The sequence below is a fragment of the Streptomyces sp. NPDC088246 genome, assembly GCF_044741025.1.
Lineage (GTDB): Bacteria > Actinomycetota > Actinomycetes > Streptomycetales > Streptomycetaceae > Streptomyces.
The window spans coordinates 1-12,474 of the sequence record NZ_JBIURV010000006.1 but is presented as its reverse complement, the minus strand read 5'-3'; the positions used below and the strand labels follow the sequence as shown (position 1 = coordinate 12,474).

The 12,474-nt window shown below is 69.6% G+C and carries 13 protein-coding genes; 7 read left to right on the top strand and 6 right to left on the bottom strand.

Features of this window, described 5'->3' with window-relative positions; all coding sequences use genetic code 11:
• Positions 1 to 33: 33 nt before the first annotated feature.
• The 3 genes from ACIPEK_RS10835 to ACIPEK_RS10825 form a co-directional block, all read right to left on the bottom strand.
• Entirely contained in the window at positions 34 to 777 is a 744-nt protein-coding gene (locus ACIPEK_RS10835; RefSeq protein WP_401993517.1) for a Clp protease N-terminal domain-containing protein, read from the bottom strand.
• 83 nt (positions 778 to 860) lie between these two features.
• A complete protein-coding gene (locus ACIPEK_RS10830; protein WP_401993514.1) occupies positions 861 to 1,361 on the bottom strand; it encodes a hypothetical protein in 501 nt (166 codons plus the stop codon).
• Between the two features lie 134 nt (positions 1,362 to 1,495).
• Positions 1,496 to 1,993, bottom strand: a complete 498-nt coding sequence (locus ACIPEK_RS10825; protein ID WP_383073744.1) for a peptidylprolyl isomerase — start codon at positions 1,991 to 1,993, stop codon at positions 1,496 to 1,498.
• Positions 1,994 to 2,204: 211 nt separating this feature from the next.
• Here ACIPEK_RS10825 and ACIPEK_RS10820 point away from each other — a divergent pair, with 211 nt between their 5' ends.
• The 7 genes from ACIPEK_RS10820 (at position 2,205) to ACIPEK_RS10790 (ending at position 9,645) form a co-directional block, all read left to right on the top strand.
• Positions 2,205 to 4,022: a glycoside hydrolase family 15 protein gene (locus ACIPEK_RS10820; RefSeq protein ID WP_383073864.1), complete on the top strand. Its 1,818-nt coding sequence runs from the start codon at positions 2,205 to 2,207 to the stop codon at positions 4,020 to 4,022.
• A gap of 110 nt (positions 4,023 to 4,132) precedes the next feature.
• The gene (locus tag ACIPEK_RS10815) at positions 4,133 to 4,654 is read left to right on the top strand and encodes an ATP-binding protein (RefSeq protein WP_401993511.1); all 522 of its coding nucleotides are present in this window, start codon (positions 4,133 to 4,135) and stop codon (positions 4,652 to 4,654) included.
• A gap of 172 nt (positions 4,655 to 4,826) precedes the next feature.
• Entirely contained in the window at positions 4,827 to 5,855 is a 1,029-nt protein-coding gene (argC, locus tag ACIPEK_RS10810) for an N-acetyl-gamma-glutamyl-phosphate reductase (RefSeq protein WP_401993508.1), read from the top strand.
• Positions 5,852 to 7,006 carry a bifunctional glutamate N-acetyltransferase/amino-acid acetyltransferase ArgJ gene (gene argJ / locus ACIPEK_RS10805; RefSeq protein WP_401993505.1) on the top strand — a complete coding sequence of 385 codons (1,155 nt, stop codon included), beginning with the start codon at positions 5,852 to 5,854 and terminating at the stop codon, positions 7,004 to 7,006. Before argC ends, argJ begins: the two co-directional genes overlap by 4 nt.
• The gene (gene argB / locus ACIPEK_RS10800; RefSeq protein WP_401993502.1) at positions 7,003 to 7,905 is read left to right on the top strand and encodes an acetylglutamate kinase; all 903 of its coding nucleotides are present in this window, start codon (positions 7,003 to 7,005) and stop codon (positions 7,903 to 7,905) included. Before argJ ends, argB begins: the two co-directional genes overlap by 4 nt.
• Positions 7,902 to 9,098 carry an acetylornithine transaminase gene (locus ACIPEK_RS10795; RefSeq protein ID WP_401993499.1) on the top strand — a complete coding sequence of 399 codons (1,197 nt, stop codon included), beginning with the start codon at positions 7,902 to 7,904 and terminating at the stop codon, positions 9,096 to 9,098. Before argB ends, ACIPEK_RS10795 begins: the two co-directional genes overlap by 4 nt.
• Positions 9,099 to 9,108: 10 nt before the next feature.
• The gene (locus ACIPEK_RS10790; protein WP_327276208.1) at positions 9,109 to 9,645 is read left to right on the top strand and encodes an arginine repressor; all 537 of its coding nucleotides are present in this window, start codon (positions 9,109 to 9,111) and stop codon (positions 9,643 to 9,645) included.
• Between the two features lie 23 nt (positions 9,646 to 9,668).
• Here the strand turns inward: ACIPEK_RS10790 and ACIPEK_RS10785 are convergent, their stop codons facing one another.
• The 3 genes from ACIPEK_RS10785 to ACIPEK_RS10775 all read right to left on the bottom strand — a co-directional run bounded on the left by ACIPEK_RS10785 (position 9,669) and on the right by ACIPEK_RS10775 (position 12,344).
• Positions 9,669 to 10,370 carry a L,D-transpeptidase family protein gene (locus tag ACIPEK_RS10785; protein WP_401993496.1) on the bottom strand — a complete coding sequence of 234 codons (702 nt, stop codon included), beginning with the start codon at positions 10,368 to 10,370 and terminating at the stop codon, positions 9,669 to 9,671.
• Positions 10,371 to 10,432: 62 nt separating this feature from the next.
• Positions 10,433 to 11,026 carry a pyridoxamine 5'-phosphate oxidase family protein gene (locus ACIPEK_RS10780; RefSeq protein ID WP_401993493.1) on the bottom strand — a complete coding sequence of 198 codons (594 nt, stop codon included), beginning with the start codon at positions 11,024 to 11,026 and terminating at the stop codon, positions 10,433 to 10,435.
• Positions 11,027 to 11,069: 43 nt separating this feature from the next.
• Positions 11,070 to 12,344, bottom strand: a complete 1,275-nt coding sequence (locus ACIPEK_RS10775) for a hypothetical protein (RefSeq protein WP_401993490.1) — start codon at positions 12,342 to 12,344, stop codon at positions 11,070 to 11,072.
• Positions 12,345 to 12,474: the final 130 nt, after the last annotated feature.

Sequence of the window (12,474 nt, the reverse complement as noted above, 5' to 3'; positions counted from 1 at the left end):
TCCGCCGCGCATCCCCCGGACGGGCTGCTTCGGTCAGGCCTTCTTGTCCGAGGCGGTGGCGATGAGCGTGAGGGCCTCGGCGATGCCCGTCTCGGCGGTCGCCTTGTCGATGCCGAGGTCCGTCAGCACGCCCGCGCCGTCCTCCTGCTCCAGCAGGGCGAGCAGGATGTGCTCGGTGCCGACGTAGTTGTGGCCCATCCGCAAGGCCTCCCGGAACGTCAGCTCCAGTGCCTTGCGGGCCCCGGGGTCGAACGGGATGAGGTCCGGCAGCTCGTCGACCGCGGCCGGCAGGGCCTCGGTCGCGGCCTGACGGACGGCCTCCGGCGCCACGCCCTGGGACTTGATGAACGCGGGGCCCAGTGCCTCCGGCTCGGCGAGCAGTCCCAGCACCAGGTGCTCGGTGCGCACCTCGTTGTTGCCGGCGGCGCGGGCCTCGTTCTGTGCGGTCATCACGACGTTCCTGGCCCGCTCGGTGAAGCGGCCGAACCCTTGGCTGGGGTCCAGGTCCGAGGGCTCGCCGGGTTTCTTGGAGACGAACCGCTTCTGGGCCGCCTGCCTGGTCACCCCCATGCTCTTCCCGATCTCCGTCCAGGAAGCGCCCGAGCGCCGGGCCTGGTCCACGAAGTGCCCGATCAGATGGTCGGCCACATCGCCGAGGTGGTCCGCGGCGATGACCGCGTCGGAGAGCTGGTCGAGGGCGTCGGTGTGGACCTTCTTGATGGCCTCGATCAGGTCGTCGAGGCGTACGGGGTTGGTTGGGCGTACAGGTTTCACCATGTGTCAACTGTAGGTTGACGCGCCTTCACTGTCAACCGTCGGTTGACAGTGAAGGCTGTGGAACCCGTGCCACCGATGCGGGATCACCGGAGCGCCGTACAGAAGACGCACGCCTCCCCATGGGCCGGCGCGCACAGGACGCGGTGCCGTACGCACGAGGCCATGGCGGCTTCCTCCGGGCCGGGAAAGGGGAAGCCGCCGCTCGGCCGCTCCACGTCGGCCGGATCGAATGCCTCGACCATCTCCCGGTACTGCCGCAGGCAGTCCTCGGCGAAGGGCGGCTCGTAGTCCAGTTCGTCCCACCGGTGCCTGCGCAGGGCGAGATCGAGCACCCGCAGGACGAAGTCCTTCGCCGCGGCCCGCTCGCGCGGGGAGTGGCCCCAGTCGACGTCCTCCAGGTCGAACCCGACCGCCCCGCGCCCCATGACGCTCTGGTCCTGCAAGGTCAGCAGGGTGGCGAAGCGGTGCTCCCAGGTGCTGTCGGCGAGGTCGGACACGGCCAGCACGAGCACATCGACGAAGACGTCCGTGCCCCCGTTGGACATGGACAGACTGCGGCCCCCGCCATGAAAGACGTTCCCCATCCGAACACCGTACCGAGCGGAATCGCGCGGCCGGCCGGTCGGCCGTGGCCGTCCTCTCCGGCCGGATACGACGGAGCGCGCCGTCCGACGGAGTCCGTCGGACGGCGCGCTCGTTCAGAGGTTCCGTATGCGGGTCAGAGGACGCCGCTGTCCGCGATGGTGACCTTCCCCTGGGGCCGGCCGCTCTGCGAGCCGAGGGCCTCGATCTTCTTGACCAGGTCCATGCTCTCCTGGTTGTCGACCTCGCCGAACACCACGTGCTTGCCGTCCAGCCACGACGTCACGATGGTCGTGATGAAGAACTGGGAGCCGTTGGAGTCGGGGCCGCTGTTGGCCATGGAGAGCAGGCCCGGCTTGGTGTGCGCGAGCTTGAAGTTCTCGTCCGGGAACTTCGCCCCGTAGATGCTCTTGCCACCCGTGCCGTTGCCCTGGGTGAAGTCGCCGCCCTGCAGCATGAAGTCGGGGATGATCCGGTGGAAGGACGATCCCTTGTAGCCGAAGCCCTTCTCGCCGGTCGCCAGCGCGCGGAAGTTCTCCGCGGTCTTGGGAACGACGTCGTCGAACAGTTTGAACGTGATCCGCCCAGCGGGCTCGTCATTGATGGTGATGTCGAAGTAAACCTTGCTCGTCATGGAACCATCCTGACATCGATGCGCTCGGCGCCGACGGGCGGGCACGGTGCCGGGCCCGCCGACGTGGCAGTGGGAGTGGCACCGCGGTGCTTACTCCCGCTGTCCTGTACGTCGACGACTGGTTAGCCTGAAGAGGGGGTGCGCAGGCTCAGGGAGGTCCGTTGTGACTGTGGAGGCCAACGCGAGCGCCGGGACGTTCAGCGGTTTCGACGTGTCCCCGGGTGTCGGCGCGCCCCGCTATCTGCCGGTTGCCGAGCACGGCCTGATCGGCGATCTGCGCAGCGCGGCGCTGGTGGGCACCAACGGCACCATCGACTGGTACTGCTGCCCGCGCTTCGACGCACCCAGTGTCTTCGCCTCGATCCTCGACGCCGACCGTGGCGGGTATTTCGAGCTCGCGGCGGATGCCCCGACGCGAACCAAGCAGTTCTACTTCCCCGACACCAATGTGCTGATCACCCGCTTCTTCGCGGAGGACGGGGTCGGCGAGGTCCAGGACTTCATGCCGGTACTCGACGATTCGCGCGAGGCCGACCGGCACCGTCTGATCCGCCGCGTGGTGTGCGTACGCGGATCGCTGCCGTTCCGCGCCCGTGTGGCCCCCCGTTTCGAGTACGGGGCGCAGCCGCACACCGTGCGCGTACAGCATGGCCAGGCGGTCTTCGAATCACCCTCACTCACTCTCGCGCTGACCTCGAGCGTGCCGCTCGAGGTCGCCGGCCAGGACGTATGGTCGCTGTTCAAGCTGCACGAGGGCGAGTCCGCGGTCTTCGCCCTCGACCGGGTCGGCGGCGATGTCGCCCCCCGCTTCTGCCCGCTGTCCGAGGCGGAGCAGCAGTTCAACGCCACCGTCGGGTACTGGAGGCGGTGGCTGTCCCGGTCGCGGTACCGCGGTCGCTGGCGGGAGATGGTGCAGCGCTCCGCCCTCACCCTGAAGCTGCTCACGTACGCCCCGACCGGTGCCATCATCGCCGCGCCGACCACCAGCCTGCCCGAACGCATCGGGGGCGAGCGCAACTGGGACTACCGCTACGTCTGGATCCGTGACGCAGCGTTCTGTGTGTATGCGCTGCTGAGGCTCGGCTTCACCGAGGAGGCCGAGGCCTTCATGGGTTTCCTTTCCGAGCATGTCCCCCTCGAAGTGACCGGGACGACCGGTCCGCTGCAGATCATGTACGGCATCGACGGGCGCCGTGAGCTGCCCGAGCGCGAGCTGACCCATCTCGAGGGGTACCGGGGCTCGGCCCCCGTGCGCGTCGGCAATGATGCCGTCGGCCAGTTGCAGTTGGACATCTACGGGGCGCTCATCGACGCCCTCTACCTCTACAACAAGTGGGGGCAGCCCATCTCCAGTGCGCACTGGGACAGCATCAGCGAGGTGGTCGACTGGGTGTGCGACCACTGGGACCAGCCCGACCAGGGGATCTGGGAGGCGCGCAGCGGGCGCAAGAACTTCCTCTACTCGCGCTTGATGTGCTGGGTGGCCATCGAGCGCGCCATGCGGCTGGCCCAGCATCGCGGCCTGCCCGTCGACATCGTGCGGTGGGGGCGGGCCCGGGATGCGATCTATCGCCGGATCATGCGCCATGGCTGGTCCGACGAGCGGCACGCCTTCGTCCAGTACGAGGACGGCCACGTCCTCGACGCGTCCCTGCTGATGATGCCGCTGGCGAAGTTCGTCTCCCCGACCGACCCGAAGTGGCTCGCCACGCTGGACGCGCTGGGCGAGGACCTGGTGTCCGACTCGCTGGTCTACCGCTACGACCCGCAGGCCAGCCCGGACGGACTGCGGGGCGATGAGGGCACGTTCTCGATCTGCTCGTTCTGGTACGTCGAGGCGCTGGCCCGCGCCGGCCGCCTGGACGAGGCCCGACTCGCGTTCGAGAAGATGCTCACGTACGCCAACCACCTCGGTCTGTACGCGGAGGAGATCGGCCACACCGGGGAGCAGACCGGGAACTTCCCTCAGGCCTTCACCCACCTGGCGCTGATCAGCGCGGCCTTCGGTCTCGACCGCGCGCTCGGCTAGGGCGTGAGTTCAGGCACCCGTGCAGAACCCGATCGTCGCTGCCGTCGCCTTCACGACGTCCGCGTCCGAGGCGGCATACGCGGGGCCCGCGAAGCGCTAGCGTTGGTCCCATGATCGTATGGCTCAACGGCACCCACGGCGCAGGCAAGACGACGACCAGTGCACTCGTGCAGCAGCTGATCCCTGATTCACGGGTGTTCGACGCCGAGAAGGTCGGCGAGACACTCATGGACATCACGCCGGGACTGCCCTGGACGGGCAACTTCCAGCACTGGCCGCCGTGGCGGCCGCTCGTCGTCGAGACCGCCCGCCACGTACTCGACTACACCGGCGGCACCCTGGTGATCCCCATGACTGTCCTGGTCGAGCAGTACTGGCGCGAGATCAGCACGGGCCTCGCCCAACATGCCATTCCGGTACGACACTTCGTCCTCCACGCCGACCAGGACACCCTCCGCGGGCGCATCGAGGGGGACACCGTTCTTGGCCCCTCCTCATTCCGTCTCGAATACCTCGAGCCCTACGCCGAGGCGGCCCGCACGTGGCTGCACGGTGAGGCCGAGGTCGTCGACACCACGCACCTCACGCCCGCCCAGGCCGCCCTGCAGATCGCAGAGGCCGTCAAGAGCTGAGGTCCGCCTGCCTCGCGAAAACAGGCGGAGGTGGCAACAGGGAAAGACCTTGCGGTGTCGAGCAGCGCGACCTGAAAGTCTCGGTCGCACCGTTCGCCGCGTGGACAGCGGTAGGTCTTTGCATAAAAGTGCATAGCTGCGTATAGTCATGCCATCGACGAGGAGGATTTCGATGGTGGTACGTGCAGCAGTGGCAGGGGCCAGCGGATACGCCGGTGGGGAGCTGCTCCGTCTCCTGCTGGTCCACCCCGAGGTCGAGATCGGGGCTCTCACCGCCAATTCCAACGCGGGGCAGAAGCTCGGTGCGCTGCAGCCTCATCTGCGGCCGCTTGCCGACCGCGTGCTTCAGCCGACCACGCCCGAGGTCCTCGCCGGGCACGATGTCGTCTTCCTCGCCCTTCCGCACGGGCAGTCCGCCGCCGTCGCCGAGCAGCTCGGCGACGAGGTGCTCGTGGTCGACATGGGTGCCGACTTCCGGCTCAGGGACGCGGCGGACTGGGAGAAGTTCTACGGCTCGCCGCACGCCGGGACCTGGCCCTACGGTCTGCCCGAACTGCCGGGAGGACGCCCGGCGTTGGCGGGGTCCAAGCGCATCGCGGTGCCCGGCTGCTATCCGACCGCCGTCTCTCTCGCGCTCTTCCCGGCGTACGCCGCCCAGCTGGCCGAGCCCGAGGCCGTGATCGTCGCCGCGTCCGGTACATCCGGGGCGGGCAAGGCGGCCAAGCCGCATCTGCTCGGCTCCGAGGTCATGGGCAACATGTCCCCGTACGGCGTCGGCGGGGTCCACCGGCACACCCCCGAGATGATCCAGAACCTCAGCGCCGCGGCCGGTGAACCGGTCACGGTCTCCTTCACGCCGACCCTGGCGCCGATGCCCCGCGGCATCCTCGCGACGTGCAGCGCGAAGGCGAAGCCGGGCGTGAGCGCCCAGACCGTACGTGACGTGTACGAGAAGGCGTTCGCCGAGGAGCCGTTCGTCGACCTGCTCCCCGAGGGGCAGTGGCCCGCCACAGCGTCCGTCCACGGTTCCAACGCCGTACAGATCCAGGTCGCTCACGACGAGGCGGCAGGCCGGATCGTCGTCATCAGCGCCATCGACAACCTTGCCAAGGGCACCGCCGGCGGCGCCCTGCAGAGCATGAACATCGCCCTCGGACTTCCCGAGGACACAGGTCTTTCCACGATCGGAGTCGCACCGTGAGTGTCACGGCAGCACAGGGTTTCTCGGCGGCGGGCATCGCCGCGGGAATCAAGGAGAGCGGTAACCCGGACCTGGCCCTCGTGGTCAACAACGGTCCGCGTCGCTCCGCCGCGGGCGTCTTCACCTCCAACCGCGTCAAGGCCGCCCCCGTCCTCTGGTCGGAGCAGGTACTCAAGGGCGGCGAGGTCAGTGCCGTCGTTCTCAACTCCGGTGGTGCCAACGCCTGTACGGGCCCGCAGGGCTTCCAGGACACCCACGCCACCGCAGAGAAGGCTGCCGAGGTCCTCACCGGTCACAGCGCGGGCGAGATCGCGGTCGCATCGACCGGGCTGATCGGCACGCTGCTTCCGATGGACAAGCTGCTGCCTGGCATCGAGAAGGCAGCAGCCGCCCTCAGCGAGCATGGCGGCGAGAAGGCCGCCATCGCGATCAAGACCACCGACACCGTCCACAAGACCGCCGTCGCGGGCGGCGAGGGATGGACCGTCGGCGGTATGGCCAAGGGCGCGGGCATGCTCGCCCCGGGTCTCGCCACCATGCTGGTCGTCCTCACCACCGACGCCGACGTGGAAGCGCCGGCGCTGGACACCGCGCTGCGCGCCGCCACCCGCACCACCTTCGACCGGGTCGACTCCGACGGCTGCATGTCGACCAACGACAGCGTGCTGCTGCTGGCCTCCGGCGCGAGTGGGATCACTCCGGAGCAGGACGAGTTCGCCGAGGCCGTACGGATCGTCTGCGCCGACCTCGCCCGGCAGCTCATCGGTGACGCCGAGGGCGCCTCCAAGGACATCCGGATCGAGGTCATCAACGCCGCGACCGAGGACGACGCCGTCGAGGTGGGCCGGTCCATCGCCCGTAACAACCTCCTCAAGTGCGCCATCCACGGCGAGGACCCCAACTGGGGCCGGGTCCTCTCCGCGATCGGCACGACGAAGGCCGCCTTCGAACCGGACCAGCTGAATGTCGCCATCAACGGCGTATGGGTCTGCAAGAACGGCGGCGTCGGCGAGGACCGCGACCTGGTCGACATGCGCTACCGGGAAGTGAAGATCACCGCCGACCTGGCCACCGGCACCGAGTCGGCCGTCATCTGGGCCAACGACCTCACTGCCGACTACGTCCACGAGAACAGCGCGTACAGCTCATGACCACGGCGCGGAAGCACACCGCACTCCCGAAGGCACAGATTCTCATCGAGGCGCTGCCCTGGCTGACCCGGCACAGCGGCAAGACCGTCGTCATCAAGTTCGGCGGCAACGCCATGATCGACGAGGAGCTGAAGGCGGCCTTCGCCCAGGACGTCGTCTTCCTGCGCCAGGCCGGCCTCAAGCCCGTCGTCGTGCACGGCGGCGGCCCGCAGATCAGCGCCCAGCTCGACAAGCAGGGCCTGGTCAGCGAGTTCAAGGCCGGTCTGCGCGTCACCACGCCCGAAGCGATGGACGTCGTACGGATGGTGCTGGCCGGACAGGTCCAGCGCGAGCTCGTCGGCCTGCTCAACCAGCACGGCCCGCTCGCCGTCGGCATGACCGGCGAGGACGCCCACACCATCACCGCCACCCAGCACCGCCCCACCATCGACGGCCGGCTCGTCGACATCGGCCGGGTCGGGGAGATCACCGCGATCGACACCGGGGCGATCCAGGCGCTGCTGGACGACGGCCGGATCCCGGTCGTCTCCTCCATCGCACGCTCCGCAGACGACAACCACGTCTACAACGTCAACGCCGACACCGCGGCCGCCGCACTCGCCGCCGCGCTGAACGCCGAGACGCTGATGGTCCTCACCGATGTCGAGGGCCTCTACGAGGACTGGCCGGGCAGCGACGACGTGATCAGCCGCCTCACCGCCACCGAGCTGGAGAAGCTGCTTCCCGAGCTGTCCAGCGGCATGGTCCCCAAGATGCAGGGCTGCCTGCACGCCGTACGCAACGGTGTCGAGACCGCCCGTGTCATCGACGGCCGGGTCCAGCACTCGATCCTGCTGGAGATCTTCACCGACGAGGGAATCGGCACGATGGTCGTGCCCGACGCACAGGGGGAGTCATGAGCAACCAGGAGCTCTCGCAGCGCTGGAGCCACGCGCTGATGGACAACTACGGCACCCCCCAGCTGTCCCTCGTCCGAGGCGAAGGCGCCCATGTGTGGGACGCCGACGGCACCGAGTACCTCGACTTCGTCGGCGGTATCGCCGTGAACGCCCTGGGCCACGCCCACCCCGCCGTCGTCGAGGCCGTCTCCACGCAGATCGCCTCCCTCGGCCATGTCTCCAACCTCTTCATCGCACCGCCGCCCATCGCCCTGGCCGAACGGCTGCTGCAGCTCTTCGGCCAGGGCGGCAGGGTCTACTTCGCCAACTCGGGTGCCGAGGCCAACGAGGCCGCCTTCAAGATCGGCCGGCTGACCGGACGGCCCCACATGGTCGCCACCGACGGCGGCTTTCACGGCCGGACCATGGGTGCACTCGCGCTGACCGGTCAGCCCAAGAAGCGCGAGCCCTTCGAGCCGTTGCCCGGCGATGTCACACATGTTCCGTACGGGGATGCCGAGGCGCTGCGGGCCGTCGTGACCACCGACACCGCGCTGGTGATCATCGAGCCCATCCAGGGCGAGAACGGTGTGGTCGTGCCGCCCAGGGGCTACTTGGAGGCCGCCCGGGAGATCACCCGGGCGACCGGCACCCTGCTCGTCCTCGACGAGGTGCAGACCGGTATCGGCCGGTGCGGCCACTGGTTCGAGCACCAGGCCCACCAGGGCGTCGAGCCGGACATCGTCACCCTCGCCAAGGGCCTGGGCGGCGGACTGCCGATCGGCGCGACCGTCGCGTTCGGTCCGGCGGCCGATCTGCTGAAGCCGGGCCAGCACGGCACGACATTCGGCGGCAACCCGATCGCCTGCGCCGCGGGTCTCGCCGTTCTGGACACCCTGGCGGCCGATGGTGCCCTGGACCAGGTGAAGCGGCTCGGCGAGAAGATCCGGGACGGTGTGGAGGGTCTCGGGCACCCATTGGTCTCCCATGTCCGCGGCTCCGGGCTGCTGCTGGGTATCGTGCTCACCGAGCCCCTCGCACCACAGGTGCAACAGGCGGCTCAGGGAGCCGGAATCCTGGTGAACGCACCCGCCCCCGATGTCCTGCGGCTCATGCCGCCGCTGATCATCGGTGACACGGAGGTGGACGCGTTCCTCCAGGCGCTGCCCGGCGCTCTCGACGCGGCAAAAGGGGACGGACGATCCGGAGAATGAGGCGACGACGATGACCGAGGCGCAGGAAACCGAGCACGGCGGGCCGTCCGTGCCGCAGACCCGCACCGCACGCCACCGCCGGATCGTGGACATCCTGAACCGGCAGCCGGTGCGTTCGCAGAGTCAGCTGGCCAAGCTCCTCGCCGACGACGGGCTGAGCGTCACCCAGGCGACGCTCTCCCGCGACCTGGACGAGCTGGGTGCGGTGAAGATCCGCAACACCGGCGGCGAGCTGATCTACGCGGTGCCGAGCGAAGGCGGTTTCCGCACCCCGCAGGCACCGCTGGGCGAGTCCGCGAAGGAGGAGCGGATGCGGCGCCTGTCCGCCGAACTGCTCATCTCGGCAGAGGCCTCGGCCAACCTCGTGGTGCTGCGTACGCCTCCGGGCGCGGCCCAGTTCCTCGCCTCGGCCATCGACCAGGCCGAACTCCAGGACATCCTCGGGACCATCGCGGGTGACGACACACTGATGCTGATCAGCCGTGACCCGGCGGGCGGTCAGGCGCTCGCCGACCACCTGCTGCGACTGGCCCAGAACGAACGCTGAACGGCTGGGGTACCCCGCGTCCGTCAGTAGCGCGTGATCGCGGTCGGGCCCGAACGGGTCCCGATCGCGATGTGCGGACTGCGGACCGGGTTCACCCAGTCGAGAATCCGGTCCATCGCGGCCGCCGGTACGGAGATACAACCGGCGGTCGCACCACGCCCGTTGACGTGGAGGAAGATGCCGGCGCCACGTCCCCGTACCGGCCGTTCGTAGTTGAAGCCGATGACGAGCGCGCGGGCGTACTGCGTCGGATACGCGGCCAGGTGCTCCGACTCACCCGCCCGGCAGTCCGCGGGCCGCGGTTCCACCCAGCGGTTGTAGGCCCGCGCCTCGGTGTCCTCGCACCACCACGACCGGCTGTAGACCCGGCGGTACGGGTATACGGCACCGGCCGGTGCCGCCTTGATTCCGAAGGCGTACGGCAGGTCGTACAGGCCGGTGGGTGTGGTGTCGGTGCCCTGCTTGCGCGACGTCCCCTCGGCCAGGCCCTTCGCACCGAACCGGGCCGGTGCGGACCCGCCCTTCACCCAGGTACCCCGGCGCAGATTCCACCAGGTGACGGTGCCCGTCGTGGAACCCTTGGCCGGGGCCTCGGCCGTGATCAACTGGGTACCACCGCCGGTGTCCGCCATCCGCCCAGGGAGAGCCGGCTCCACGGCGGGCCGGGCCGCGACCGAGCCCGCCAGCGCGAGCAGTACCGAACCGGTCACCAGAGATCTGCGCATGTCCCGGACGCTAGACCGTCCCGCGGCGTGTCACTCCCGGACCTGCTCCGTACGGCTCATTCTCACTCCATGCGCGGCATGGCCGGCAGCGGGAGCGGCAGCCCCGGCAGCCCGTCGATACTCGTCGCGACGTGCTCCTTCTTCTCGAAGTAGACACTGAGTGACGCGTCGTCCTCGCGGGCGAAGCGCTGGGCGTGCAGTGGCCGGTCCTCGTCGTACGACATGAAGGGCACGGCAAATCCACAGGTGTCCCGGATCAGCTCGGCCCTCACCACGATGATGGCGCGCAGCCCGTGCGGGCCGGGGTCCACAGCGGGGAAACGGGCGAGCAGCGCGCCGAACCGCGGATCGTCACGGAAGACCGGCTCACCGCGACCGTGCACCCGCACGATGTTCGGCGGCCCCTGGAAGGCGCACCACATCAGCGTGATGCGCCCGTTCTCGCGGAGGTGGGCGACGGTCTCCGCATTGCTGCCCGCGAAGTCCAGATAGGCCACGGTCAGTTCGTCGATGACGGCGAAGGAGCCGCTGACCCCCTTGGGGGAGAGGTTGACCATGCCCTCTCCGTTCAGCGGCGCAGTCGCCGTGAAGAAGATGTGCTGCTCTTCGATGAAGGTCCTGATTCGTCCGTCGATACGCTCGTACGATTTACCCATGGCGGCCATTGTCGTCGCCGACTTCGCGGACGGCGTGGCCATTTCAGCAGGTGGAACGCCGGTGCAGGCCTGCCGCGCGCAGCAGTCGCCGAGCCGCCACACGCACCGCGCGTGGCCGGTCCTGTGCCGTGCGGATGCGCAGCCACTCCTCGGGAAATCCGGCCGCGTCCGGCAGTAGCGCCCGGGTGGCCGCACGGACCACGGCGGACGACGGATCGTCGAGGAGGGGTGTCAGCCGCTTGCGGTCCACGGCGTCGAGGGCCCGCAGGCCGACGACGGAGTGGACCCGCACGGCGGGCAGCGGGTGGGCCAGCAAGGACCACAGCGTCTCGGCGTCCGTACGTGAACCGCACTCGCCGAGCCCGGCGGGCGCAGCAGGAGCGATCAACGGACCGGGGCCGTCGTCCATCGACCGGCGGAGATCCGCGCACATCGACCGGTAGAGCGGAAGCGGATCGACTCCGTCCTGCCGGAGCACGTAGCGCGCACAGGCCCGCACGACGCCGGAACGGTCGGCGAGGAAGGCCCGCGCCTCCCCGTGCAGCCCGGCTCGGCGCAGCGCGGTGACCCCGGCGGACCGCACCCGTGGCGCGCGTGCCGTGAGCAGCGGGCCCAGCACCTCGTCCCGGGCTTCCTCCCGCATCCCGGCGATCGCCGCCTCCGCACACAGGTTCTGGAGTGCCGGGTCGTCGGAGGCCGCCGCGACACGGGCCAGCCTCGCGGGGGAGAGAAGGCCGCGGTCGACGGCGATGCGATGAGCGAAGCGGCGTGTGGCGCGGTCCTTGCAGGCGAGCAGCGTCTCGATGTCTGCGGGGGGAGCCTCCCGTACCGCCCGGTCCAGCACCTCGAGGGCGAACGCGCCCTGGGTGCGCCGGGCCACCAGGAGCACCAGCTCGGCCAGGGGTATCAGTTCACGGCCCGGCACGGCCGACAGCAAGGTGCGCGCCCGGTCCCGTACCGGCCGGACCCAGTCCGCGCACCGGACGATCAGCAGGGGCAACAGGGCGGACATGCCCGGCACCTGCTCCAGTGCGGCTTCGCGGATGCGCCCGTCGGGATGGCACAGGGCGAAGGCGAGCCGGGACTCGTGCGACAGGGTGGGGGACCGGCGGGCAGCCGGCAGCGGGCAGTCCCGGTCCCGGCGGAGCCGGCGGCCGTCCGCCCCGCCGCGCCAGGGCGGCAGTCCCGGCGCCCTGCGGGAGAGGTGCCGTACATCGAGATCGAGCGCCACCCAGGCCGCGGCCGATGAGGTGCCCAGCGCCGCTCCGAGCGGTATGCCCCGGGCCGGCCGTTCCGCGGCTTCGTAGTCGCTGGTCATCGTCCTTGCCTCCGGTATGTGGTCGGAGGCCGAGCCTAGTGCCGGATCAGGCAACGTTTGCCCTGTCCACGACGGCGCGTAGGTGCCGGTTGTCGGCATTGCGGTTTCGCCAGATGATGTAGCGGCGGAT